The 24,326-nt window shown below is 72.5% G+C and carries 21 protein-coding genes; 11 read left to right on the top strand and 10 right to left on the bottom strand.

Annotated features, from left to right (window positions below; translation table 11 throughout):
* Window positions 1–20: 20 nt before the first annotated feature.
* Entirely contained in the window at window positions 21–1,724 is a 1,704-nt protein-coding gene (locus tag TR42_RS13955) for a M15 family metallopeptidase (RefSeq protein WP_052405486.1), read from the bottom strand.
* A gap of 556 nt (window positions 1,725–2,280) precedes the next feature.
* Between TR42_RS13955 and nrdD the strand changes: the two genes are divergently transcribed.
* Together nrdD and nrdG are read left to right on the top strand one after the other, a co-directional pair.
* The gene (gene nrdD / locus TR42_RS01160; RefSeq protein ID WP_042212228.1) at window positions 2,281–4,527 is read left to right on the top strand and encodes an anaerobic ribonucleoside-triphosphate reductase; all 2,247 of its coding nucleotides are present in this window, start codon (window positions 2,281–2,283) and stop codon (window positions 4,525–4,527) included.
* 5 nt (window positions 4,528–4,532) lie between these two features.
* A complete protein-coding gene (nrdG, locus tag TR42_RS01155; RefSeq protein WP_042212226.1) occupies window positions 4,533–5,096 on the top strand; it encodes an anaerobic ribonucleoside-triphosphate reductase activating protein in 564 nt (187 codons plus the stop codon).
* A 251-nt stretch (window positions 5,097–5,347) separates the two neighbouring features.
* Here nrdG and TR42_RS01150 read toward each other — a convergent pair whose 3' ends face one another.
* The 5 genes from TR42_RS01150 to TR42_RS01130 form a co-directional block, all read right to left on the bottom strand.
* Window positions 5,348–6,250 (bottom strand): glutaminase, encoded by a 903-nt coding sequence (locus TR42_RS01150; protein WP_052405485.1) that lies wholly within the window; start codon window positions 6,248–6,250, stop codon window positions 5,348–5,350.
* Between the two features lie 28 nt (window positions 6,251–6,278).
* Complete coding sequence (locus TR42_RS01145) at window positions 6,279–8,021, bottom strand: AMP-binding protein (protein ID WP_042212223.1); 1,743 nt, start codon at window positions 8,019–8,021, stop codon at window positions 6,279–6,281.
* Window positions 8,022–8,092: 71 nt separating this feature from the next.
* Window positions 8,093–8,950, bottom strand: a complete 858-nt coding sequence (locus tag TR42_RS01140) for a MaoC family dehydratase (protein ID WP_042212221.1) — start codon at window positions 8,948–8,950, stop codon at window positions 8,093–8,095.
* Window positions 8,950–10,302 (bottom strand): 3-oxoacyl-ACP reductase, encoded by a 1,353-nt coding sequence (locus TR42_RS01135; RefSeq protein ID WP_042212219.1) that lies wholly within the window; start codon window positions 10,300–10,302, stop codon window positions 8,950–8,952. The genes TR42_RS01140 and TR42_RS01135 overlap by 1 nt, the downstream gene beginning before the upstream one ends.
* Window positions 10,302–11,570 (bottom strand): acetyl-CoA C-acetyltransferase, encoded by a 1,269-nt coding sequence (locus TR42_RS01130; protein WP_042212218.1) that lies wholly within the window; start codon window positions 11,568–11,570, stop codon window positions 10,302–10,304. Before TR42_RS01130 ends, TR42_RS01135 begins: the two co-directional genes overlap by 1 nt.
* A gap of 74 nt (window positions 11,571–11,644) precedes the next feature.
* On the opposite strand from TR42_RS01130, the gene TR42_RS01125 reads away from it, so the two are divergent.
* From TR42_RS01125 to TR42_RS01110, 4 genes are all read left to right on the top strand, one after another.
* Window positions 11,645–12,268, top strand: a complete 624-nt coding sequence (locus tag TR42_RS01125; RefSeq protein ID WP_042212216.1) for a TetR/AcrR family transcriptional regulator — start codon at window positions 11,645–11,647, stop codon at window positions 12,266–12,268.
* A 19-nt stretch (window positions 12,269–12,287) separates the two neighbouring features.
* Window positions 12,288–14,231 carry an acyl-CoA dehydrogenase family protein gene (locus TR42_RS01120; protein WP_052405484.1) on the top strand — a complete coding sequence of 648 codons (1,944 nt, stop codon included), beginning with the start codon at window positions 12,288–12,290 and terminating at the stop codon, window positions 14,229–14,231.
* Window positions 14,232–14,331: 100 nt separating this feature from the next.
* Window positions 14,332–15,591 carry an MFS transporter gene (locus TR42_RS01115; RefSeq protein WP_042212214.1) on the top strand — a complete coding sequence of 420 codons (1,260 nt, stop codon included), beginning with the start codon at window positions 14,332–14,334 and terminating at the stop codon, window positions 15,589–15,591.
* Between the two features lie 60 nt (window positions 15,592–15,651).
* Window positions 15,652–16,269: a YitT family protein gene (locus tag TR42_RS01110; protein ID WP_042212212.1), complete on the top strand. Its 618-nt coding sequence runs from the start codon at window positions 15,652–15,654 to the stop codon at window positions 16,267–16,269.
* Here TR42_RS01110 and TR42_RS01105 read toward each other — a convergent pair.
* Window positions 16,266–16,754 carry a glutathione peroxidase gene (locus TR42_RS01105; protein WP_042212209.1) on the bottom strand — a complete coding sequence of 163 codons (489 nt, stop codon included), beginning with the start codon at window positions 16,752–16,754 and terminating at the stop codon, window positions 16,266–16,268. The two genes, TR42_RS01110 and TR42_RS01105, sit on opposite strands and share 4 nt — an antisense overlap.
* 86 nt (window positions 16,755–16,840) lie before the next feature.
* Between TR42_RS01105 and TR42_RS01100 the strand changes: the two genes are divergently transcribed.
* Window positions 16,841–18,097, top strand: coding sequence for a DUF2254 domain-containing protein (locus tag TR42_RS01100; protein ID WP_052405483.1), 1,257 nt, complete (start codon window positions 16,841–16,843; stop codon window positions 18,095–18,097).
* Window positions 18,094–18,987 (top strand): NUDIX domain-containing protein, encoded by an 894-nt coding sequence (locus tag TR42_RS01095; protein WP_042212208.1) that lies wholly within the window; start codon window positions 18,094–18,096, stop codon window positions 18,985–18,987. The genes TR42_RS01100 and TR42_RS01095 overlap by 4 nt, the downstream gene beginning before the upstream one ends.
* Here the strand turns inward: TR42_RS01095 and TR42_RS01090 are convergent.
* A complete protein-coding gene (locus TR42_RS01090) occupies window positions 18,981–20,051 on the bottom strand; it encodes a class I SAM-dependent methyltransferase (protein WP_042212206.1) in 1,071 nt (356 codons plus the stop codon). The genes TR42_RS01095 and TR42_RS01090 overlap by 7 nt on opposite strands.
* 71 nt (window positions 20,052–20,122) lie before the next feature.
* On the bottom strand, window positions 20,123–20,749 hold the full coding sequence (locus TR42_RS01085) for an alpha/beta hydrolase (protein ID WP_052405482.1): 627 nt from the start codon (window positions 20,747–20,749) through the stop codon (window positions 20,123–20,125).
* Window positions 20,750–20,889: 140 nt separating this feature from the next.
* On the opposite strand from TR42_RS01085, the gene TR42_RS01080 reads away from it, so the two are divergent.
* A complete protein-coding gene (locus tag TR42_RS01080; RefSeq protein ID WP_042212203.1) occupies window positions 20,890–21,831 on the top strand; it encodes a PfkB family carbohydrate kinase in 942 nt (313 codons plus the stop codon).
* A gap of 21 nt (window positions 21,832–21,852) precedes the next feature.
* A complete protein-coding gene (deoD, locus tag TR42_RS01075; protein WP_042212202.1) occupies window positions 21,853–22,557 on the top strand; it encodes a purine-nucleoside phosphorylase in 705 nt (234 codons plus the stop codon).
* Between the two features lie 28 nt (window positions 22,558–22,585).
* Here deoD and TR42_RS01070 read toward each other — a convergent pair whose 3' ends face one another.
* Window positions 22,586–23,299 (bottom strand): gamma-glutamyl-gamma-aminobutyrate hydrolase family protein, encoded by a 714-nt coding sequence (locus tag TR42_RS01070; RefSeq protein WP_042212200.1) that lies wholly within the window; start codon window positions 23,297–23,299, stop codon window positions 22,586–22,588.
* 156 nt (window positions 23,300–23,455) lie between these two features.
* Between TR42_RS01070 and TR42_RS01065 the strand changes: the two genes are divergently transcribed.
* The gene (locus TR42_RS01065) at window positions 23,456–24,304 is read left to right on the top strand and encodes an HAD family hydrolase (RefSeq protein WP_042212198.1); all 849 of its coding nucleotides are present in this window, start codon (window positions 23,456–23,458) and stop codon (window positions 24,302–24,304) included.
* Window positions 24,305–24,326: the final 22 nt, after the last annotated feature.

Genomic DNA, 24,326 nt, shown 5'->3' with positions numbered 1-24,326 from the left:
CGGCGGCGCGCCGCCCCGGGTCAGGACGTGAGCGAGCTCTTGACCTTCGCGAGCATGTTGGGCTCTTCGGGCAGGTTGGCCGAGACGCCCGGCGCCACGAACTCGAGGTGCCACGACTCGGGCTTGCTGCCGCCCGAACGCGCCCACAGCGGGTGCACCCAGCCGTAGTCCTCGCCGTTCTGGCGCATCCAGGTCGCGGACGCCGAGCCGAAGTCCGCCGCCATGCCCCATCCGTGGTTCGACGTGCCGGGGGTCGCAGCGAGGTAGCCCTTCGACGCCTTGGTCGCGACCTGCGCGCTGTACGAGCGGTACGAGGAGCTCACATCGAGGTGGCTGCCGGTCTGCGCGTAGTAGTCGTCGTCCGCCGCCTCGAGGGCGTCCGCGGCGTCGCACTGCAGCATGTGGCCGCTCGCGAAGGACAGCTCGCACAGCTGCGAGGACGGGATGCCGCCGTTGCTGTAGGTCACGCCCGACGGCGCGCCGGACCAGCCGGAGGCGCGCAGCTGCGTCGCGTAGCGGTAGTCGGCGGTCATCGCCTCGTAGGCCGCCGCCACGTCACGCTTGTACTGCGCGAGGCGCTCCTCGTTGACGGACTCGCGGCGGGCGTTCTCCTGCTTGACCCACTTCTGGTGGGAGGCGTAGAGCGCCTCCTCGGCCTCCGCGACGGCTGCGGTCGCCTCCTCGATCTCGACCTTGACCGCCTCGAGCGCCTCGGCGTCCTCGCGGTCGACGTCGGTCTCGCGGTAGGCGACGAGCGCCTTCCGTGCGGCCTTGGCGTCGGCGATGGTCTGCTCGTCCGCCACGTTGCCGTCCACGGCCTCGATCATGTCCTTGGTGGAGCTCGCGGTGGCCTTGATGGCCTCGATCCGCTCATCGAGCGAGAGGTTGGCCTTCTCGAGCGCGGCCTCGGCGGTCGCGGCCTCGAGGACGGCGGTGGTGCCCTCGATGCGGCGGGTGGCCACGTCGAGCTGCGATGCCGCGGCCTCAAGCCTGGCGACGGTGGCGGTGACGGTCTCGAGGTCGTCGACCTCGCCTCGCAGCACCTGCGCGACCTCGGTCTCCTGCACGATCTCGGCGAGCGCCTCGGCCTCGTCCTCGGCGGTGAGGGAGCCGTCGGCGAGCACGGTCGTGTCGGTGTCGTCGTCGGCGGTCGTGCCGCTGTCGCCGTCCGTGGCGTCCGCGGACTCCGTGGCCTCGGGCGTCGGGGAGGCGCTGGGCTGCTCGCTCGCCTCGGTCTCCGCCTCCTCGGCGGCGCTCTCCTCGACGGCGTCCTCATCCTCGGCCGCGGTGGCGCCCAGCACGGCGCTCGGGTCGAGGGTGATCGTCGGGGACGTCGCGTAGGGGCCGTGGAGCTCGGTCGCGGCGCCCTCGGGGTCGAGGTACGAGGGCGGCACCACGGCCGTCGCGCTCACCTCGATCTTGTGGTTGGCGGCGGCGTTCGCGGCGTCGTTGGCGGCCTGGGACAGCTCGGTCGCGGCCGCCGCGACCAGCTCCTCGTCCGACAGGGCCTCCGAGACCTCGGAGACCTCGCGGGCCTTCGCGAGCGTCTCCTCGAGCTTCGCGCGCTCCTCGTCCAGCAGGCGTGCCTGGGCACGCGCCTCCTCCACGGCGTCTCCGACGCGGTGCTCGTGCACGCCGAGCGAGACGGCGACGCCGCCGAGGAAGCAGCAGACCGCGAAGGTGGACGCGGTCTGCCAGGTGAAGGACTTCTTGTTCGGGCGCACGGATCTCCAGGGAAGACGACAAGGACTGGCCATGCAGCGTGCGACCGCGGCGCGGCCTGCGGTGCACAGGAGGCATGGGCACTGCGAAGACGATAACTTCGCTATCGGGTGACATAACGGGACAGAAGGGAGTAAGGTTCCCGCCGCCTCGCGCGCTCGCCCGCTCCGGCGCGCTCAACCTCCACGGCACCAGGGGCGATATGGCCCCCGGGGTATCGCGCCATTCCGCGTGTGATCTACGTCTCACGGATGCCGGATCAGGCCCGCGATGCGCGCTCCGGCGAGCGAGGCGGGCGGCGCGCGTGCGATCGCCGCCGGTTCCGTGCGCGACACGCCGACGGTGCGGAATCGTTCGACTCCCTGCGCTCGGGCATCCCCGCACGCAGGTCGCGGTTCGTCCGCGGAGGGGTGGTCGGCCAGGGACCTAGGGCCCAGGATCCATGGACCACGAGATCTAGTGTTCTTGCGTGGTTTCGACCCCTACATCTAGTGGTTCGGAGCGGTGAGGCCTCGAGCATCGGGGCGGACGAGGCAGCGCAGCGAGGAGGAGACGGGCATGAGCATCACCGAGGTCGACAGGACCAGCGTCGGGCAGGCGACGGATTCCGGCGAGACCCTTCGGGTGGTGAAGCGCGACGGACGCACCCTCCGCTTCGACGAGCGGCGCATCGGCGTGGCGCTGGCCAAGGCCTTCGCCGCGGTCCACGGCGAGCTCACGAGCGCGCACGAGCAGGCCGTCGACGCCCTGGTGGCGCGCATCGGCGCCGAGCTCGACTCCCGGTTCCACGGCGAGGTGAAGATCTACGAGATCCAGAGCGTGGTGGAGCACGAGCTCCTCGAGGCGGGGGAGTACGACGTCGCCCGCGCGTACATCGACTACCGCGTCGACCGTGACTTCTCGCGGTCGAAGGCGATGGACCTCAACCACTCGATCTCCCGCCTCATGAGCAAGGACTCGGCGGTGGTGCACGAGAACGCCAACAAGGACGCCGAGGTCTACAACACGCAGCGCGACCTCACCGCGGGCATGGTCGGCAAGGCGGTCGGCCTGCGCATGCTCCCCGCGCACGTCGCGAACGCCCACCAGAAGGGCGACCTGCACTACCACGACCTCGACTACCACCCCTATGCGCCGATGACGAACTGCTGCCTCATCGACTTCAAGTCGATGCTGTCGACGGGCTTCCGCATCGGCAACGCGCAGGTCCAGCCGCCCCGCTCGATCCAGACCGCGACCGCGCAGATCTCGCAGATCATCGCCAACGTGTCGTCGAGCCAGTACGGCGGCTGCACGGTCAACCGCATCGACGAGCTGCTGGCGCCGTACGCGGACCTCAACTACGCGAAGCACATCGCGGATGCGCAGGAGTGGATCGACGATGCGGGCCGCAGGGCCGACTACGCGCGTGAGAAGACGTCGAAGGACATCTACGACGCGATGCAGAGCCTCGAGTACGAGATCAACACGCTCTTCACCTCGAACGGCCAGACCCCCTTCACCTCGGTCGGCTTCGGCCTGGGCACCGGGTGGTACGAGCGTGAGATCCAGCGCGCGATCCTCGAGATCCGCATCCGCGGGCTCGGCCGCGAGCGCCGCACCGCGATCTTCCCCAAGCTCCTGTTCACGCTGCGCGAGGGCGTCAACCTCAGCGCCGGCGACCCGAACTACGACATCAAGACGCTCGCGCTCGAGTGCGCGACAAAGCGGATGTACCCCGACGTGCTCTCGTACGACAAGATCGTCGAGCTCACCGGGTCCTTCAAAGCGCCCATGGGCTGCCGCTCGTTCCTCCAGGGCTGGGAGGACGCCGACGGGCAGGACGTGGTCGAGGGACGGATGAACCTCGGCGTCGTCACGCTCAACCTGCCGCGCATCGCCCTCGAGGCGGACGGGGATCTCGACACGTTCTGGCACCTCCTCGACGAGCGCCTCGACACCATGCACGACGCGGTCCTCTACCGCGTCGAGCGGTGCAAGGAGGCGGTCCCCGGCAACGCTCCGATCCTCTACATCCACGGGGCCTTCGGGAAGCGGCTGGCGCCGGCTGAGGATGTCGACACGCTGTTCCGTGACGGCCGTGCGACGGTGTCGCTGGGCTACATCGGGCTGTACGAGGTCGCGACGGCCTTCTTCGGCGGCGAGTGGGAGTCGGATCCCGAAGCGAAGGAGCTCACGCTGCGCGTGCTGCGCACCCTGCGCGACCGGGCGGCGGCGTGGAAGGCCGAGTCCGGCTACCACGTGAGCGTCTACTCGACCCCCTCGGAGAGCCTCACCGACCGGTTCTGCCGGCTCGACAAGGAGCGCTTCGGCTCCGTGCCGGACATCACGGACAAGGACTACTACACCAACTCGTTCCACTACGACGTGCGCAAGAACCCCACGCCGTTCGAGAAGCTCGACTTCGAGGCGGAATACGCGCAGTACACCTCCGGGGGCTTCATCCACTACTGCGAGTACCCGGTGCTGCAGCAGAACCCCAAGGCGCTCGAGGCGGTCTGGGACTACGCGTACACGCGGGTCGGCTACCTCGGCACCAACACCCCCATCGACCGCTGCTTCGAGTGCGGCTACGCGGGCGACTTCGAGCCGACGGCGCGCGGCTTCGCGTGCCCCGCGTGCGGCAACGCGGATCCGGGTTCCTGCGACGTGGTGAAGCGCACGTGCGGCTACCTGGGCAACCCCCAGCAGCGCCCGATGGTGCACGGCCGCCACCAGGAGATCTCGGCGCGCGTCAAGCACCTTCCGGGCGACGTGCGGGTGCCTCCGGCGCTGGTGGACCGCATGACCGACCCCCAGCGGTGAGGACGATGCACCGCGCACCCGACGCACGTACCTGGCGCTCCGACGCGGTGAGCCAGGGCTACGTCGCCGACTACAAGCCGTTCGTGTTCGTCGACGGCGAGGGTGTGCGGTGCAGCCTCTACGTGAGCGGCTGCCTGTTCGCGTGCGACGGGTGCTTCAACGAGGACGCGTGGAGCTTCCGGTGCGGCGAGCCCTACTCCGCGGAGCTCGAGGACCGCGTCCTCGCCGACCTCGCGCACGAGGCGGTCCAGGGGCTCTCGCTCCTTGGAGGCGAGCCCTTCCTCAACACCGGCACGTGCCTCGCGGTGGTGCGGCGCATGCGGTCCGAGCTTCCGGGCAAGGACGTGTGGTGCTGGACGGGCTACACCTTCGAGCGGATCGTGGCCGAGGGCGGAGACAAGCGCGAGCTCCTCGATCAGGTCGACGTCCTGGTCGACGGCCCCTTCGACGCGGCACGACGCGACCTCACGCTCGCCTTCCGCGGCAGCACCAACCAGCGGGTGCTCGACGTGCCTGCCTCGCTGGCCGCGGGGCGCGCTGTCGAGTGGGCGGGCCTGATCGCGAGCTGATTGTCCCGGCTTGCGCGCCCGAGGCTCGCTGTCGGCAGGCGCAATGGCGCGTGCTCGCGCCTTTCATGCACGAACGTCGCCGCGCGAGGGTGCTTCAACCGCCGGAGCCTCCCGCACCCCCACGAACTGTTCCTTCGTGCGTGAAAGGTGCGAGGAGCGAGGTACGCACACCATCGCGGTTGGTGCCGCCTCACGCATGAAAGGTGCGAGGGCGCTTCGCTCACGTCTCAGGTCTCAGGTCTCGGGACGCGTCAGCCCTGGGATGCGGCGAGCCGAGGTGCCATGACCCGCGCCACGTGCTGCGCACGCAGCGGGTTGCCCGTCGGATCGAGGCCGGGGGAGTAGGCCGCCAGCGCGCCGACGCCCGGCGCGACCATCACGAGCCCGCCCGCGATCCCGCTCTTCGCCGCCAGCCCCACCGAGGCCATCCACGCCTTGCTCGCCTCGTACAGGCCCGCGACCGCCATGGCCTCGACCGCGACCCGCGCGGCCTCGGCGCTCACCACCCGCTCACCGGTCGCGGGATCCACGCCGCCGCCGGCGAGCACGCCACCCATGCGCGCCAGCTCGACGACGCCGAGCCCCAAGCACGACTGGAACGTGTACAGGTGCAGCGCCTCCTCCACGCCGGAGCCGAGGAGGCTCCGCTCCGCGAGCAGCGTCGCGAGCAGCCGGTTGCGTTGGTTGGTCGCGTGGATCGCGGACACCATCGCGGCGTCAGCGGCGAGCGAGCGACCCGCGAAGCGCGACAGGCCCTCCCGGATCGCGTCCTCGGTCAGCAGGCTTGCGACGCTGATCGCGCCCGGGTTGACCATGGGGTTCGTCAGCCCGCCGGGCCGCCCCGTGATCGCGGCGGGGTCGTTGAAGGGCAGCCCGGTCGGCGCATCGCCCGTGAGGGCGAGCACGCGCGAGGCGCCGTGGAGGTCGACAGCCAAGGCGAGCGTGAAGGGCTTCGCCACGCTCATGAGGATGAACCTCGACTCGATGTGACCGGTGGCCACGGGATCCCCGGCAAGCCGGTGCACCCCGGCCGTGAGCAGCGCCGGATCCACGGCGGCGAGCGCCGGGTACACCTGGGTCACGTCCCCCGCCGGCCCGCGGCGCGCATCGGCCACGGCCGAGGCGAGCGCGGCGTGCATCGGTTCGGTGGTCACGCGCAGCATCGTCGCACGCGACGGAGCGTCACGATGCCGTGGCGTCCTCCGCGCGCGAGGCCTCGAGCTCGCGCAGCTCGCGCCGCAGCACCTTGCCGACGTTGTTCTTGGGAAGCACGTCGATGAACTCGATCTCGCGCGGACGCTTGTAGCCCGTGAGGCGCTCCTTGAGGAACACGCGGAGATCGTGCTCGGATAGCGTCTCGTCCCTGCGCACCACGTAGAGCTTGGGCACCTCGCCGGAGTGCTCGTTCGGGATCGGGATCGCGCCCGCCTCGACCACGAGCGGGTGGAGCATCGCGGCGTCCTCGATCTCACCGGGGTACACGTTGAAGCCGCCGCAGACGATGATCTCCTTCTTGCGGTCGACGATCGTGAAGAACCCGTCCTCGTCCTCGACCGCGATGTCTCCGGTCAGCAGCCAGCCGTCCTCGGTGAGGACCCGCGCGGTCTCCTCGGCGTTGTTCCAGTAGCCCTGCATCACCTGCGGGCCACGCACGGCGAGCTCGCCACGCTCACCGAGAGGCAACGGCTTCGCCTCGTCGTCGACGATGCGGACGTCGGTCGAGGGCAGCGGCACGCCGATGGTGCCGATGCGCGGCGGCATGTGCGTGGGGTTGACGCTCACCACCGGCGACGCCTCGGTGAGGCCGTAGCCCTCGGTGATGTCGTGACCCGTGACGTTCTTCCAGCGGTCGGAGACCGCCGAGCGCACGGCCATGCCACCGCCGACGGTGAGCTTGAGGCGGTCGAAGTCGATGTCCGCGAAGCCCTCGGCGTCGAGCAGGGCGCCCGCCAGGGTGCTCACGAGGATGAGCCCGTCGGGCTTGGTGGCATCGAGGGTCTTGACGAAGCCGGGCAGGTCGCGCGGATTGGTGATGAGCACGTTGTGCGAGCCGAACTTGTAGAAGCCGATGCAGTTCACCGTGAGCGAGAACACGTGGTAGAGCGGCAGCGCGGCGATGATCACCGACTGGCGCTCCTCGCCGAGCGTGTTGCGGATCTGGGCCATGAACTGGTCCTGGTTGGCCAGCAGGTTGCCGTGCGTGAGGACAGCGGCCTTGGCACCGCCGCCGGTGGTGCCTCCCGTGTACTGGAGGAACGCCACATCGTCCTGGCTCATCTCAGGCTCGACGAACGTGCGGCCCTTGCCGCGGGAGAGGGCCGCGGGGAAGGAGATCGCGTCGGGAAGGTGGTAGTCCGGCACCATCTTCTTGATCTTCGCGGCGACGAAGTTGACGATGGCCCGCTTGGGCTGGGGCAGCAGGTCGCCGGCCTGGGTCACGATGATGTGCTCGAGCGTGGTCGCGCCGCGGATGCCCGCGACCTTGTCGGCGAAGTTCGCCATCACGACGATCGCGCGCGGTCGTGCGTCGCGGAAGACGCCCTCCATCTCGCGCGCCGTGTACAGCGGGTTGGCATTCACCACGATGAGGCCGGCGCGCAGAGCGCCGTACAGCGCCACCGGGTACTGGAGCAGGTTGGGCATCTGGATGACGATGCGGTCGCCCTTGGCGAGCCCGAGGTCCTGCTGCAGGAACGCCGCGAAGCGCGTGGCGAGCGCGTCGACGTCGCGGAAGCTCAACGTGCCGCCGAGGTTCGAGAACGCGACGTTGTCCCCGTGGGCGTCCGCGGCGCGCGCGACCATCTCGCCGAGCGAGCGGTCCGTCACCGGCGCGATGGCGTGAGGCACACCCGGGCCGTAGTACTGGTACCAGGGGCGATCCTCGCCGCCGACGGGGTCGTGGGCGGTGGGGGCGTGGGGGGACATGGCGTCACATCCTCGTCGATGGGCGGTTGCTGATGCGGACGATTCTTCCCTGTCCCGGGGGGTGCTCGCGACTACGACGCGCTGCGGGCGCTCATGAGGAGGTGCGGCTTGGCCCCGTCGCGGGTGGTGACGGCGGCCCGGAAGCCGTCCTCATCAGGCGTGACGGAGAATCCGACCGTCGCGGGCAGCAGCACCGGCTTCACGAAGGAGACGTCCGCGGTGTGCGCGGCGGGAACCCGTCCCTCGAGCGCGGCCAGCGCGCGGGCGTGGGTCCACATCCCGTGGATGATGGGCCGGGCGAAACCGAAGGCCTTCGCGGCGACGCGGTTCGTGTGGATCGGGTTGGGGTCCTGCGACACCGCACGGTAGCGCCGTCCCAGGTCGGCTCCCAGGCGCCACAGCGCCAGCGGCGCGGTCGGCTCGAAGGGGTCGCGCACCTGCTCGGCCGGCTCGCCCGGCACACGCATGCCCGACACCAGGTACGTGCTGACGCCGCTCCACACCGTCTCGCCGTCGACCGACGCGGTGCCGACCAGGTCGAGCATCGCCCCGCGTGCATGCGGTCGCAGCCCCTCGGCGCGCACCTCGAGCGCGAGCTCCTCGGCGGCATGGACGGCGCGGTGCATGGTCATCGAGTTGCTCCCGTGGACCGCGCCGACCAGCCGCACCGACGAGCGGCGGTCACCCAGCAGGCTCACATGCAGGGGGAACGTGAGGACGTGGATCCAGGTCGCGGGCACCGTGTCGCGCAGCGTGTAGCCGCACACCCGCGAGTAGGCGGCCAGCCTCGCCAGGTCCTGCGTGACGCCCTCGACGCGCACCGCGTGGCTCGGGATGCGCGCCTCGCCCTGGCGGCTGGGCACGAGCGCGCGCGCGAACGCGGCCCCCATGGCAGGCAGCCCGTCGAGCAGCTCGACGTCGTGCGGCATCAGGCGCCCACCAGGTTCTGGCCGCACACGCGCACCACCTGGCCGGTGACGCCCTGCGATGCGGGGTCGACGAGGTAGCCGATGGTCTCGGCGACGTCGACCGGGCTGCCGCCCTGGCTCAGGCTGTTGCTCCGACGGAACACCTCGCGCTGCACGAACGGGATGCGGGCCGTCATGTCGGTCTCGATGAAGCCGGGCGCGACCGCGTTGACGGTGATGCCCCGCTCGGCGAGGTCCGGCGCCATCGAGATGACGAGCCCGGCGACCCCGGCCTTCGAGGCGGCGTAGTTGGTCTGCCCCTTGTTGCCCGCGAGGCCCGAGGTCGAGGCGACGCCGATGATCCGGCCGTCGTCGGCGAGCCCGCCCTCGACCGCGGAGTCGAGCAGCACCTCGTTGATCCGCATCTGCGCCGCGAGGTTGACGTCGACCACCGAGCCCCAGCGGGCCGCGTCGGTGTTGACGAGCATCTTGTCGCGAGTGATGCCGGCGTTGTGGACCATCGCGTGGATCCGCACGCCCCGCGCGGCGACGTGGGCCGCGATCCGTGCGCCCGCATCGTCCGCCGTGATGTCGAGCTGCAGCGCCGTGCCGCCGACCTCGTTCGCCACGGCGGCCAGCGACTCGCCCGCGGCGGGGATGTCCACGGCGACGATGATCGCCCCATCGCGCGCGAGCGTCCTCGCGATCGCGGCGCCGATGCCGCGCGCGGCGCCCGTGACGACGCAGACCTTGCCCTCGAGCGGACGCTCAGCGAGCTCGTCAACGGCCGTCGCCGCGGGCCGCACGTGCCAGGACTGGCCGTCGACGAAGGCGCTGCGGCCCTGGAGCACGAAGCCGAGCGTCGACAGGAGGTCGCCGGGCGTGACGCCCTCGTGCGCATAGACCAGCGTCGCGGTGGCGCCGCCGCGCAGCTCCTTCGCGACGGTCCGGTTGATGCCGTCGAGGCCGCGGGCGACCGCATCGGCCTCCCAACCCGCGCCCGTGCCGCCGGGCCGGGCGACCACGACGATCCGGCCGGATCGTTCGATGCCGCGCACCGCGGGACGCAGGACCGCGCGCAGGCCCTCGAGCTCGGCCGCGGTGCGGACGTCGGTGGCGTCGACGACGAGCGCGCCGATCCGGTCGCCGTAGCCGGGCGCATCGTCGCCCGTGTCGATCACCGGGGACTCGTAGGCGCGTCCGAGCATCGTGAGGGTGTCCGCGACCAGCGTCGACCCGCCCAGCGGGGCGAGCACGATCGCGCCGTGGGGGAACGTCCGTCCCCGTCGCAGGCGCGGCGGCTCGGCGAGGCCGGCCTTCGCGGCGACCTTCCGGCCGACGGGGGAGTAGAACGCCTTCTCGAGCGCGCTCATCACACGGCCTCCAGGAGCGCGACGACGCCCTGGCCGCCCGCGGCGCACACCGAGATGAGCCCGCGCGAGCCGGGACCCCTCTCGTGCAGCAGCTTGGCGAGCGAGGGCACGATGCGGGCGCCGGTCGCGGCGAACGGGTGGCCCACCGCGAGGGACGATCCCGCCACGTTGAGCTTCTCCCGGTCGAGCGAGCCGATGGGACCGTCGAGCCCGAGGCTCCGGCAGTAGTCCTCGTCCTGCCACGCCGCGAGGGTCGCGAGCACCGTCGAGGCGAAGGCCTCGTGGATCTCGAAGAGGTCGATGTCGTCGACCGTGAGGCCCTGGCGCGCGAGCAGCCGGCCGGTCGCCCCGACGGGAGCGAGCAGGAGGTCAGCGCCGCCCGGGTGATCGACCGCCGCGACCTCCGCGTCGACGATGCGCGCCCACGGGGTGAGGTGGTGCTCGGCGGCCCATTCCTCGGTGGCGAGCAGCACCGCCGCGGCGCCGTCGGACAGCGCGGTCGAGTTCCCCGCCGTCATCGAGCCGTCAGGGCCGCCGAACGCGGGCTTGAGACCCCCGAGCTTCTCGACGGACGTGTCGGGGCGGAGGAGGGCGTCCTTGGTGACGCCCAGGTAGGGCGTCACCAGGTCGTCGAAGAAGCCGCGGTCCCACGCCTCGGCGAGGCGGTGGTGGCTGGCCGCCGCGAGCAGGTCCTGCGCCTCGCGGTCGATGCCCCAACGGGTGGTGGTGACCGCCTGGTGCTCGCCCATCGACAGGCCCGTGCGCGGCTCGGCCACGCGGGGCGCCAGGGGAGCGAGGTGCGACGGGCGGATCTTCGCGAAGGCCGCGAGGCGCTGCTTCGCGCTTCGAGCCCGGCTCGCCTCGAGCAGGATGCGTCGCAGGGGGTCGCTCACGGCGATCGGCGCGTCCGAGGCCGAGTCGACGCCCGCGGCGATGCCGTGGTCGAGCTGGCCCAGCGCGATCTTGTTCGCGATGTACATGGTGGTCTCGAGCCCCGTCGCGCACGCCTGCTGGAGGTCGCAGGCCGGCGTCTCGGGCGCGAGCGCCGAGCTCAGCACCGCCTCGCGCGTGAGGTTGAAGTCGTTCGGATGCTTGAGGACCGCGCCGCCGGCGACCTCGCCGACCCGTGCGCCCGAGAGTCCGGTGCGCGCGACGAGCCCGTCGAGCGCGGCGGTCAGCATGTCATGGTTGGACGCCTGCGCATAGGGTCCGCCCGCCTTCGCGAAGGGGATGCGGTTCCCGCCGACGACCACGACCTTGTGGTGCATAGCTCCTCCGTAGATCCGGTGGTTATCCGGTACCGAAGGTAGCAGATACCGCCGGTACTGGATATAGTCCGGTTATGCCCTCCGATGGCCGCGCTACCAGGTGGGAGCAGCACCGCGCCGACAGGCGACGCGAGCTGGTCTCCCACGCGCTGCGCGCCATCAGGGTCCACGGGCCCGGCGTCGCGCTCGAGGAGATCGCGTCAAGGGCGGGCACCTCGAAGACGGTGCTGTACCGGCACTTCGGCGACCGCGCGGGCCTGTACGCGGCGGTGGTGGAGTCCGTGCACGCGTACATCCACGACGGCCTCACCACCGCGCTCGAGCTCACGGACACCGAGGACCTCGGACGCATGGCCGGCGACCTCGCGGACGCGTACCTGGGCCTGGTGGAGCGGGACCCTCACATCTACCGCTTCGTGCTCGCCGTGCCCGTCGTGACCCCTTCCGGTGCTCCCGATCCCGCGGGCAACCTGCCCGCGATCATGGGCCGTCACGTGTCCGCCGCCATCGGCGAGCACCTCACCCGCACGGGCGCCGATCCGGCGTCCGCGGCGATCTGGGGTCACGGCCTCGTCGGCTTCATCCGCGCCGCCGCCGACCAGTGGATGGACGCCGACCCCCGACCCCCGCGCGAGGCCGTCGTCAGCCACATCACCGCGATCTTCGCGCCGGGCTTCACCGGCGCGCTCACCCCCTGACCCGACCGAAGGAGCAACAATGACGTTGACCGACCAGTCCCCGATCGCGCACGAGCGCCTCACCACGATGGGCGCGGCGCTCCGCGTGGCGCTCGACGGACCCTACGCCGCCCAGCGCGCCGTGGCGCGCGCGACGTTCCCGGCCGAGGGCGCCCTGCGTCCCGTGGATCTCGACGTCGAGGCGTCGCGGGACTGGACGCTCGCGCGTCTCCAGGAGCTCCAGGCCGCGGGCTTCGGCTCCGCGGGCGTCCCGGATCGCGCGGGCGGGCACGGCGACCCGCTCGAGGCGGCGCTCACCTTCGAGACGCTCGCCGCGTGCGACCTGTCGGTCACCATCAAGTCAGGCGTGCAGTTCGGGCTCTTCGGCGGCGCGATCATGAACCTCGGCACGGACTGGCACCACGACGCCTTCCTGCCCGGTGTCACCACCATGGAGCTGCTCGGATGCTTCGCCATGACGGAGCTGGGCCACGGCTCGGACGTCGCGAGCCTCGAGACCACGATCACCTACCTCCCGGAGACCGACGAGCTCGAGGTGCACTCGCCGACCCCCGGCGCGACCAAGGCGTACATCGGGAACGCCGCGCGGGACGGCCGCATGGCGGCGGTCTTCGGCCAGCTGGTCGTCGACGGCGAGCGGCACGGCGTTCACACCGTGCTGGTGCCCCTCCGCGACGAGCGGGGCGCGACCCTCCCCGGGGTCACCGTAGGCGACCATGGGCACAAGGGCGGTCTGCTCGGGATCGACAATGGCACGCTGCGCTTCGACCGGGTCCGCGTGCCCCGGCGGATGCTGCTCGACAAGTACGGCGGCATCACCGACGAGGGCGCCTACACGTCGCCCATCGCGGACCCCGGCCGACGCTTCTTCACGATGCTCGGCACGCTCGTGCGCGGGCGCGTCTGCGTGGGCGGCGGCGGGGCGATGGCCGCGCGCCGCGCGCTGTCGATCGCGACCCGGCACGCGCTGCGCCGGCGGCAGTTCGCGGCCCCGGGACGCCCCGACGGAGTGCTGCTGCTCGACTACGTGGTGCACCAGCGACGCCTGCTGCCGCTGCTCGCGCGCTCCTACGCCTTCGGCGCGGCCCAGAACCAGCTCATCGAGGCGATGGCGCATGTTCAGGGCGAGGACCCGAGCACCGAGCGCGAGCAGCGCGAGCTCGAGACGTTCGCGGCCGGGCTCAAGTCGATGCAGACCTGGTTCGCCAACACCGCGGTCCAGGCGGCGCGCGAGGCCTGCGGGGGAGCGGGATACCTCAGCGAGAACGAGCTCACCGCGCTGCGCGGCGACGTCGACATCTTCGCGACCTTCGAGGGCGACAACACCGTCCTCATGCAGCTGGTGGCCAAGGCGCTGCTCACCGACTACAAGCAGGCCTGGAGCGCGCTCGACCGCACCGGCGTGGTCCAGGCGACCACGCGGGCCGTCGGCGGCATGGTGATGGAACGCACGTCCGCCGGTCTCATGCTCGAGCGCCTCGCCGCGACCGCGCGCCGGCGTCCCGACGAGACGACGCTCGTCGACCGCGGCTGGCACGCCCTGATGTTCGAGGAGCGGGAGCGCCACTCGCTCGAGTCGCTCGCGCGCCGCATGCGTTCCGCCGCGAAGAGCGGGGGAGACGGCTTCGAGGCCTTCAACCGTCTGGGCCCGCACGTGCAGTTCGTCGCCCGGGCGCACATGGAGCGCGTGACGCTCGCGGCATTCGTCGCCCTGATCGACGCCTGCGAGGATCCGGAGGCGCGCGCCGTGCTCGAGACCACGTGCTCGCTCTACGCGCTCTCCAGCATCGCGGAGGACCGCGCCTGGTTCCTCGAGCACAGCAGGATGACCACCGCACGCTCCAAGGTCATCGGCGACCAGATCGACGCCCTGTGCCGCGAGTTGCGTCCCCACGCGCTGGCGCTCGTCGAGGGGCTGGGCATCCCCGAGGCGTGGCTGGGCGCGGCGATCCTGCGCGATTGATCGCGCCGCGCGGAATGCGCGGGGCGGTCGGGATGGTTGACTGAACGTCCACGCGCTCGACGATGAGCGGTCTCGTCAGCTCATCACAGATCGGCGCCCCATGACCTCGCTCAGCCCCGCGCGCACGCGCCTGGCCCTGCTCGCCCTCGCCCTCGGAGGCTTCGGCATCGGCACCACCGAGTTCGTGGCGATGGGCCTGCTGCCCGACATCGCGCGCGACCTGCTGCCCGACCTGTACGCGTACGACCCGGACGCCGCGATCGCCCGCGCGGGCATCGTGATCTCCGCCTACGCGATCGGCGTCGTCATCGGCGCCCCCACGATCGCGGCCGTCTCGGCGAGATATCCGCGCAAGGCGCTGCTCACCGTCCTCGCGGTGGCCTTCACACTCGGCACGGCCGCCTCCGCCCTGGCGCCCACCTTCGAGACGGTGGTCGCGGCGCGCGTGCTCGCGGGCCTGCCGCACGGCGCGTACTTCGGCGTCGCGGCCCTCGCCGCGGCGGACCTCATGGGGCCGGGCAGGCGCGGCCGCGCCGTCGCGTTCGTCCTGTCCGGGCTCACGATCGCCAACGTCGTGGGCGTGCCCGTGATCACGTGGGTCGGCCAGCAGGCCGGCTGGCGCCTCGCCTACCTGGGCGTCGCGGGGATCTTCGCGCTCACCACGGCGGCGATCGCGCTGCTGGTGCCGCGCTCGCCCGGCGATCCGGCGGCGACGGTGCGTCGCGAGCTCGCGGCCTTCGGCCGGCCCGCCGTCTGGTTCGCCCTGGCGACGGGCGCGTTGGGCTTCGGCGGGTTCTTCGCGGTGTACTCGTACGTGTCCCCGCTCGCGACCGAGGTGACCGGCACCGCGGAGGGCTTCGTGCCCCTCGCGCTCATCGTGCTCGGGCTCGGCATGACCGCGGGCAACGTGGTCGGCGGGAGGATGGCGGACGCCGGCGCCATGCCCGCCGTGTTCCGCCTCTTCGGCGCGTTCGCCGGGGCGCTGCTGCTCCTCGCCCTCACGGCGAGCACGGTGCCCGGACTGCTCGCGGGGCTCTTCCTCGTGGGTGCCACCGCGGCCGCCATCTCGCCGGCGATCCAGACCAGGCTCATGGACGTCGCGGGCGACAGCCAGACCATCGCCGCGGCGGTGAACCACTCCGCGCTCAACCTCGGCAACAGCCTCGGCGCTTTCCTCGGCGGCGCGGTGATCGCCGCCGGATGGGGCTACCTCGCTCCCACGTGGGTGGGCCTCGCGCTGTGCGTCCCCGGGGTGCTCGCCGCTGTCGCCGGGTGGGCGGTGACCCGGGTCCCGACGGACGATGCGGTACCCTCCTTGGCGGCCGAAGGCGACCGGATCGCCGCGCGAGCCCGGAGCTGAACCGGCCCCGCATCGTCCGTCAGGGCCCCGTGCCCCATCCGCGCCACCTGGAGCAGCACCGTGACCGTCGTCGAGCCTCCCGTCGAGATCAAGCCCCACGCCATCTGGGAGGACGTGCTCGCGATCCCCACGGGCGCCTTCCTCATGTCCTGGGGCATGTACCTGCTCAACGCGATCGACGGCGTCACCGGCGGCCTCGCGGGCGTCTCGTTCCTCACCAGCTACGTGACCGGCTGGTCGCTCGGGCTCGTGTACTTCGTGATCAACCTGCCGTTCTACTGGCTCGCGGTGAAGCGTCTCGGGTGGGGCTTCACCGTGAAGACGCTCATAGCCGTGGGGCTCATCTCCGTCGGCGTGGGGCTCCACCCGCACTTCATCGACGTCTCCTCGCTGCAGCCCCTGTACGCCGCGATCTTCGCCGGCCTCGCGGTGGGCACCGGCATGATCGTGCTCTTCCGTCACGGCGCGAGCGCCGGCGGCTTCGGGATCCTGGCCCAGTGGCTCCAGCAGACGCGCGGCTGGCGCGCCGGCTACGTCCAGCTCGCGCTCGACGCGTGCGTGCTCGCGGCCTCGGTGGCGCTGGTCGAGTGGCGGATCCTGCTGGTGTCGGTCATCGGCGGCGTGCTGCTCAACCTCGTGGTGGCGATCAACCACCGTCCTGGCCGCTACTTCGGCTAGACCGTCGCGCCGAGCGCGCGCCGCACGTCATCCGCGATCGCGGCGGGCTCCGTGGTGGGGGCGTAGCGCTTGATGATCCGGCCGTCGCGGCCGACGAGGAACTTGGTGAAGTTCCACTTGATGCGCCCGCCGGTCACGCCCCGGGTCTCGGCCTTGAGCCAGCGGTAGAGCGGATGCGTGCCACGGCCGTTGACGTCGATCCTCGCGAACATCGGGAACGAGACCCCGTAGTTGCGGGAGCAGAACTCGCCGATCTCCTCGGCGGTGTCGAGCTCCTGGCCGGCGAACTGTCCGCAGGGGAAGCCCAGCACGGTGAGGCCCTCGCCCGACAGCTCGCGATGGAGCGCCTCGAGGCCCTCGAACTGGGGTGTGAGCCCGCACTTGGACGCGGTGTTGACCACCAGCACCACCTGGCCGGCGTAGTCGGCGAGCGCGCGCTCCTCGCCGTCGAGCATGGTCGCGGAGAAGTCGTGAAGAGTGGGCATGCGTCCATCATCGCATCGGCACGTCGCTTCCCGGCAGGCCCGGCCGCCCGGCAGGATGGGGACCGGAAGGGGCGGGAGGTGGAGCCGTGGAGCGGCAGGGATGGCGCCTGGTGATGGAGCGGCTGCGCAGGCGCGTCTGGTTCCGTCTCGCGTTGTTCGCCGTCGGGGCGGTGCTCCTGGCGCTCCTCGCGGGCACATGGGGCGCGTGGCTCGCCGAGCTGGTGACCGTCGACCTGGGCCAGGGATCCGTGCAGGGCCTCCTCCAGATCCTCGCGACCTCGATGCTCGCCGTCACCACCTTCTCGCTCACGGTCATGGTGTCGACGTACGCCTCCGCGTCGACCGTGTCGACTCCGCGCGCGACGCAGCTCCTCATCGAGGACCAGACCTCGCAGCGCGCCCTGTCGACCTTCCTGGGCGCTTTCGTCTTCGCGATCGTCGGCATCGCGGCGCTGTCGACGGGCTACTACGGCGAGGACGGGCGCATCGTCCTCTACGCGGGCACCCTCGCGGTGATCGCGATCGTGGTGATCACGCTCCTGCGATGGATCCAGCACCTCGTCACCTTCGGCCGGATGGCGGACGTCCTCGACCGCGTCGAGTCCGCCGCCTGCAGCACGGTGACCGACGCGGCGCGCGCGCCTCACCTCGGAGGGCGCCCGCCCGTCGACGTGCCCCCGGAGGCGTGGGCCGTGCGCGCGGAGCTGTCCGGAGTGGTGACGCGGATCGACATGGACACGCTGTCCGCGGCCGCCGAGGAGGTCGCCGGGACCGTGCACGTGCGCGTCCGTGCGGGCGCCCTCGTGGCACGCGGCGAGGAGATCGCACGGGTCGGCGGCACCCGGAGCGACGAGGCCGCGGCGCGGGTCAGGCGCGCGTTCGTGGTCGAGCGGCACCGCACGTACGAGCAGGACCCCCGGCTGGGGCTCATCGCGCTCGGCGAGATCGGCAGCCGGGCGCTCTCGCCGTCCACCAACGATCCGGGCACCGCGGTCGAGGCGCTCCACGCCATCCAGCGCGTGCTCACCGCGTACCTCGTCACCGAGCGGGTCGAGGACGACGACCATCCTCGCGTGCATCTGGCGGCCGTGGGCTTCGCCGACCTGGTCGAGGACGGCATCCGGCCCATCGCGCGGGACGGCGCGGGCATCGTCGAGGTGGCGCTGCGCGTGCAGCGGGTGCTCGGGGGCCTCGCGCTCGTCGCCGCTCCCGCTGAGGTCGAGACCCTCCGGCAGGCGTCCGTCCGCGCCGAGCGGCGGGCGCTCGCCACGCTGTCCGACCCCGAGGACGTGAGCCTCGTCGAGGAGGCTGCGCGGCGGGCGCGGGCGGGGCGCGTCGCGTGACCACGCCGCCGCCGCTGCATCCCGGCCGCGACCCGGGCGACAACTGGGCGTACGCGGCCGACGGCACGCGCTACTGGGGCGCCTTCGGGGCCGCGGGCCTGCTCGCGCATGACGCCGAGCGCGGCGTGCTGCTGCAGCACCGCGCCGCCTGGAGCCATCACGGCGACACGTGGGGGATCCCCGGCGGCGCCCTCCACCGGGGCGAGGGGCCGCTCGACGGCGCGCTGCGGGAGGCGGCGGAGGAGGCGCAGGTCCCCGCCGGTGCGCTGCTGCCGAGGGCCACGCACCTCCTCGACCACGACGTCTGGACCTACACGACGCTCGTCGCTGACGTCGCCTCGCCGTTCGAGCCGGTCGCCGCGGACGCGGAGAGCCTCGCGCTCGCGTGGGTGCCCGTGGACCGCGTCGCGGATCTCCCTCTGCACCCGGGCTTCGGCGCCTCGTGGCCGCTTCTGCAGGAGGCGCTGCGCGAGCACCCCGTGGTCGTGGTCGACATGGCGAACGTCGTGGGCTCGGTGCCCGACGGCTGGTGGAGGGATCGCCGGGGCGCCGCCGAGCGGCTCCTCGGTCGCCTCGCACGGCTGCGGACCGCCGGGGTCGCGTCCGACAGGCTCGGCCTCGGGCTCGACGCCTGGTTCCCCCGCATCATCGCGGTGGTCGAGGGGCAGGCGCGTGGCGCGCAGCCCCGCGACGGGGTCGAGACGGTGGCGGCGCCGGGTGCGGGAGACGACGAGATCGTGGCGCAGGCACGGTCGCTGGGCGCGGCGGGTGCACGGGTCACGGTGGTGACGTCGGACCGGGGGCTGGCGGCGCGTCTCGACGGCGCCGCCGCCGTGAGGGGCGCGGGATGGCTCCTCGAGATGCTCGACGAGGTCGCGCCGCGTCAGTGATGCAGCCGGTAGAACCGGAAGAAGGCGAAGTCCTCGATGGGGAGTACCGACACATCGGTGAAGCCGGCCTCGGTCGCATAACCGCGCAGCACGGGCTCGCGCATCACCGTGCCGGTCGCCGCGGTGGGGGTGCTCGACATGCTGTCCGGCAGGCACACGAGGAGCGAGTAGCCGTACATGAGCCGCTCGACCAGGTCGCCGGGCTCCGCCGGCTCGTCGGCCACCGCCTCGTCCATCACCACGACCGCGCCGTCGGGGCTGACGGCCTCCCGGACCGCGGAGAGCACCGCGACGGGCTGCGGCATGTCGTGCAGCGCCTCGAAGATGAACGCGGCGTCGAACGGACCGCCGAGGCTCTCGCCGTCGGCGTGCACCACCTCGACGCGGTCCTCCAGACCGGCCGCCCGGACGTGCTCCCGGGCCCGCGCCACCGACGGCTCGTCGACGTCGATGCCGATGATCCGCGCCGTCGGGTACGCCCGGGCCAGCGCGATGGCGGACCAGCCCGCGCCGCACGCGACGTCGGCGATGCGGGCGTCGGGCCTCCCGAGCACGTCGTGCAGCTCGGGCACCGCCGCGACGGAGGGCGCGAGCATCGTCTCGAACCACGGTCGGTTGATGTCGGCCTGGGCCCACCGCGCATCGTCGCCGAGATCGGCCCAGCTCACGCCGCCGCCGGTGCGGTACGCGTCGAGCAGCGCGGGCATCTGCGACGCGGCGGCCGCCAGCATGCGTGCCAGGGGAGAGACGTACGCGAGCGAGCCCCCGTCGGTGAGCGCCTCCGCCGCGCCGTCAGGGAGCGAGAAGACGCGGACGCCGTCGTGCTCGTCCGCGGTCACCATGCCTGCCGCCGCCTGGTGGGCGAGCCATTCGTGCGCGTAGCGCGTGTCGGTGCCGGTGCGCTCCGCGAGCGCGGTCGCGGACAGCGGGCCCTGGTCCGCGAGGGCGCGGTACCAGCCGAGCCGGTCGCCCAGGTGGATCGCGAGGGTGTCCATGGCGCCCAGCGCGGCGGAGAGCACGTGCTCCGCCCATTCGTCGGCCGTGGCGAGCTCGTGCGGTGACATGTGCGGTCCTCCCCGTCGCCCGACGGTGGACGACCCCCTGCGCTCCAGGGAAGCCCAGGAGCGCGGAGCCGTCAACCGCGCAGCTGCGCGCCGAGGAACGTGCGCACGTCCTCCATCTCCTCCTCGGTGATGGAGTGCCCGAGCCCTGGGTAGACGTGGGCCTCGACCGTGGCGTGGGAGTCGAGGAACCCTCGCGTGCGGGCGATCGCGTCGGGCCAGATCACCGGGTCCGCGTCTCCACGACCCCAGAAGACCGCGGGGCGGGACGCCGCGAGCACCTCATCGGCGGCCTGACCCTCGTGAGGGACGAAGCCCGCGAGCACCACGGGGGCCAGCACCCGGGCGGGGCGGGTCCGCAGCAGCTGCAGCGCCATGAGGCCTCCCTGCGAGAAGCCGACCGGCACGATGCGCGCGTCGGCGCCGAGGTGCGCGTCGACCCATGCCCAGACCGCGTCGGTCGCGGCCGCGATGGCCGCCTGATCCATCCCGCCGTCGGGGGACAGCGGGAACCACGCGGCGCCGCCGTAGCCCATCTCGAGCGGGGCGCGCAGAGACGCCCACGGCAGGCCCGTCGGCAGCCACCCGGCGAGGCCCGCGAGGTCGTGCTCGTGAGAGCCGAAGCCGTGCAGCAGCACCGCCACCGTGGGGCTCTCGGACGTCGGCGGGACGGGGGACAGGACGCTGCGCAGGGTGCTCACCGCCCCAGTATCGCGGCTCGGACGCACCCGGGCGGACGGCGCGGCGCGCCGCGTTGCGGCACCGGGGCGCCGGGCCTAGGGTCCAAGGACGGACCCCCGCAGGGCGCGCGACGAGGCGCGTCCGCACCACAGGAGGGCTAGTGCAACGCGACGTCACCGTGCTCGGCAGCGCCAACGCGGATCTCAGGGTGCTCGTCGACGAGCCGCCGATGCGGGGCACCGCGACGGTCGCGCACGACCTCGAGATGGGGGCGGGCGGGATCGGCCTCAACCAGGCGGTCGCGGCGGCGCGCATGGGCGCGCGCACCTGCTTCATCGGGGCGATCGGCACGGACGACCACGGCGTGATGCTCCAGCGCTGCCTCGCGGAGTCCGGCGTGGAGCCGTGCGTGGACGAGGTCGACGGCGCCGCCACGGGCGCGGCGCTCATCGCGCTGGACGCGGGCGGGCAGATCACCGTGATCGAGCTGCCGGGTGCCAACGCCCTCCTCGACGAGCTCTCGGACCGCGCTGTCCACGTGCTGAGGCGGACCAGCGTGCTCCTGATCCAGCTCGAGACGGCGCTCGAGGGATCCGGTCGGGCGGCCGGCATCGTGCGCGCCTCGGGCGGCACCGTGGTGCTCAACGCCGCACCCCAGACGGAGGGAGCGGACGCGCTTCTCGGAGAGGTAGACGTGCTCGTCGCGGAGGCCTCTCTCGCGGCGTCGATCGCGGGGACCGACGCGTCGCGCCCCGAGGAGACCGCCCGCGCGCTGAGCACACGCGTGCCGGCCGTCGCGGTGCTGACCGAGGCCCGCGAGACCGTTCTCGCGGACGCCTCCGGCGTGCGCACCCTGCCGGCGCACATCGTCCACGGTCTCGACATGTCCGCGGTGACCGATACGTTCTGCGGGGCGCTCGCGGCGGGGCTCGCGACGGGCGCCACGCTCGACGAGTCCGCGGCCCGCGCCTCCGCCGCGGGGGCCCTCGCACAGCAGCGGCCCGGATCGTCCGCCTCGATCCCGACGGCCGCCGACGTGGAGGACTTCCTCGCGCTGGAGCGGGCCGAGCGCACGGAGGGCTCGGCGCCGCCGCCGGCGTAGCCGACGGCCTAGGGTGGCGTCATGCCTACTCCGCACATCCGCGCCGAGCGCGGTGAGATCGCCCCTCGCGTCATCATGCCCGGCGACCCCCGCCGCGCCGAGCGCATCGCCACGGACTACCTCGAGGACGCCGAGCTGGTGACCGATGTCCGGGGCGTCCTCGGCTTCACCGGCACCTGGGAGGGTCGACCCGTGACCGCCATGGCCTCGGGCATGGGCGGCCCGTCGATCACCATCTACGCGACCGAGCTCGCGCGCGAGTACGGCGTCGAGCAGATCGTGCGCGTCGGGACCGCCGGCGGCATGAGCACCGACGTGGTGGTGCGCGACGTCATCATCGCGACGGGTGCGCACACCGACTCCGGCATGACCGCGAGCCGGATCCCCGGCGTGCACTTCAGCCACCTCGCCGACTTCGGCCTCGCGCGTGCGGCGATCGAGGCGGCGGAGCGGCTCGAGGGGGACGCCGCGGTCCACGCGGGCGCCGTCTTCACCTCGGACCACTTCTACCTCGAGCGGCCGGAGCTGAGCGCGGCGCTCACCGCGCACGGCACCCTGGCCGTCGAGATGGAGGCGGCGGCGCTCTACGCGGTCGGCGCCGCGGAGCGGATCCGGACGCTCGCCGTGGTGACCGTCTCGGACCACCTGGTGACGGGCGAGAGCATGACGGCGGAGGAGCGGGAGACGCAGTTCGATGCGGCGGCGCGGATCGCGCTGAGCCTGTGAGGAGCCGGGGGAGCGGGGCGCGCGGCGCCTAGCGCGTCGCGTACGCCCGGGCCGCCGCGACGAAGCCCTCCCACACCGCGGTGAGGCCGTCGAGCTCGGGGTGCCACTGGAGGCCCAGGCAGAACGCCCGCGAGGGGTCCTCCACGGCCTCGATGAGCCCGTGGACGCTCCGAGCCGACACGACCAGGCCGTCGCCCACGCGGTCGATCGCCTGGTGGTGATAGACCGGCACCTCGCACTCGAGGGGGTGGAGCGACGCGAGGGCGGTCTCGGGCAGCACGCTCACGCCGAGATCGCGGAAGATCGCGTCGCCCATCTGATAGTCGTGATGGCCCACGACGTCCGGGACGTGCTGGTGGAGCGTGCCCCCGCGGGCGACGTTGAGCAGCTGAGCGCCGCGGCACACGCCGAGGACCGGCATGCGTGCCTCGCATGCGGCCCGGACCAGAGCGATCTCCCACGCGTCGCGGGCCGGACGAGGCGCATCGGTCTCCGCGTGCGGCTCGGCGCCGTAGAGCGCGGGATCCACGTCGTAGCCGCCGGTGAGGTAGAGCGCGTCGACGCGAGCGAGCGCCGCGGCCGCGAGCTCCGGGTCCTGCTCGGGGAGGACCGCGGTGATGGCGCCCGCGGCACGCAGCGGCGCGACATAGGAGTCCGGGAGCCAGACCGACCGCTGGTCGTGCCAGGGACCGCTGCTGGCCTCCTCGACGTACGACGTCACACCGATGACCGGTGCCTCCATGGCTGCCCCCCGCTCCGGAGGCGACGCACCCCCTTGGCGAGGAATCTAGCGGTCTTCGGAGGCGCCCTTGACCACCGCTTGACCCGCGGCGCCCGTCGGCGCGGCGCCCGGTCCGGTCACCGGTAGGCTGGAACGCGGTTCCGAGCAGGAGAGACGATGACCCATCACGACGCGTTCCATGTGCCGGACGGACCCCACGACATCCGCCTGGTGGTGTGCGACATGGACGGCACGCTGCTGGACGCGGCGAAGCGGATCCCCGAGGCGCTGTGGCCCCTGGTGACGCGGATGAAGGAGCGGGGCATCCTCTTCGCGCCCGCCTCGGGACGCCAGCACGCGACGCTCGCCCGGCAGTTCGCCCGGCTCGGAGACGGGCTCGTCGTGATCGCGGAGAACGGCGCCTACGTCCGCGACGGGGCCGACGAGGTCTCGGTCTCGCCCCTGCCCGACGCGGCGGTGGGCGAGATCGTCGGCACGGTGCGGGCGCACGCAGCGCGGGGCCACGACGTCGGCGTGGTGGTGTGCGGCAGGCGTTCGGCGTACGTCGAGCGCACCGACGCCGCCTTCCTCGCCAAGTGCGAGCCCTACTATGCCGCGCTCGACAAGGTCGAGGACCTCGACGACGTCGAGGACGACATCCTCAAGGTCGCGATCTACGACTTCGGCGACGCGGCGCACGACACCGCGCCTGCGCTCGCCCACCTCGCCGGCGAGCTCAAGGTGGTGGTGTCGGACCGGCACTGGATCGACGTGATGCGGGCCGACGTGGACAAGGGGGTCGCGGTCCGGGCGCTCCAGGAGGCGCTCGGCGTGACGCCCGCGCAGACGGTGGTGTTCGGCGACTACCTCAACGACCTCGAGATGATCGACGCGGCCGAGCTCTCCTTCGCAATGGCCAACGCGCACCCGGACGTGGCGGCGCGGGCACGCTTCACCGCGCCGGCCAACACCGATCACGGCGTGGTGGTGACCCTCCGCAGGCTGCTCGACCATCCCCGCGGTTGATACCCCCTGGGGTATAGTGCCG

The organism is Demequina mangrovi (assembly GCF_000759715.1).
Classification (GTDB): domain Bacteria; phylum Actinomycetota; class Actinomycetes; order Actinomycetales; family Demequinaceae; genus Demequina; species Demequina mangrovi.
This window is presented reverse-complemented; position numbering and strand designations above follow the sequence as displayed.

Excerpts from the sequence above, each read along its gene's own strand:
- nrdD (WP_042212228.1), top strand. The coding sequence starts at position 2,281 with ATGAGCATCACCGAGGTCGACAGGACCAGCGTCGGGCAGGCGACGGAT.
- nrdG (WP_042212226.1), top strand. The coding sequence starts at position 4,533 with ATGCACCGCGCACCCGACGCACGTACCTGGCGCTCCGACGCGGTGAGC.
- TR42_RS01145 (WP_042212223.1), bottom strand. The coding sequence starts at position 8,021 with ATGTCCCCCCACGCCCCCACCGCCCACGACCCCGTCGGCGGCGAGGAT.
- TR42_RS01140 (WP_042212221.1), bottom strand. The coding sequence starts at position 8,950 with ATGCCGCACGACGTCGAGCTGCTCGACGGGCTGCCTGCCATGGGGGCC.
- TR42_RS01135 (WP_042212219.1), bottom strand. The coding sequence starts at position 10,302 with ATGAGCGCGCTCGAGAAGGCGTTCTACTCCCCCGTCGGCCGGAAGGTC.
- TR42_RS01130 (WP_042212218.1), bottom strand. The coding sequence starts at position 11,570 with ATGCACCACAAGGTCGTGGTCGTCGGCGGGAACCGCATCCCCTTCGCG.
- TR42_RS01125 (WP_042212216.1), top strand. The coding sequence starts at position 11,645 with ATGCCCTCCGATGGCCGCGCTACCAGGTGGGAGCAGCACCGCGCCGAC.
- TR42_RS01120 (WP_052405484.1), top strand. The coding sequence starts at position 12,288 with ATGACGTTGACCGACCAGTCCCCGATCGCGCACGAGCGCCTCACCACG.
- TR42_RS01115 (WP_042212214.1), top strand. The coding sequence starts at position 14,332 with ATGACCTCGCTCAGCCCCGCGCGCACGCGCCTGGCCCTGCTCGCCCTC.
- TR42_RS01105 (WP_042212209.1), bottom strand. The coding sequence starts at position 16,754 with ATGCCCACTCTTCACGACTTCTCCGCGACCATGCTCGACGGCGAGGAG.
- TR42_RS01090 (WP_042212206.1), bottom strand. The coding sequence starts at position 20,051 with ATGTCACCGCACGAGCTCGCCACGGCCGACGAATGGGCGGAGCACGTG.
- deoD (WP_042212202.1), top strand. The coding sequence starts at position 21,853 with ATGCCTACTCCGCACATCCGCGCCGAGCGCGGTGAGATCGCCCCTCGC.
- TR42_RS01070 (WP_042212200.1), bottom strand. The coding sequence starts at position 23,299 with ATGGAGGCACCGGTCATCGGTGTGACGTCGTACGTCGAGGAGGCCAGC.
- TR42_RS01065 (WP_042212198.1), top strand. The coding sequence starts at position 23,456 with ATGACCCATCACGACGCGTTCCATGTGCCGGACGGACCCCACGACATC.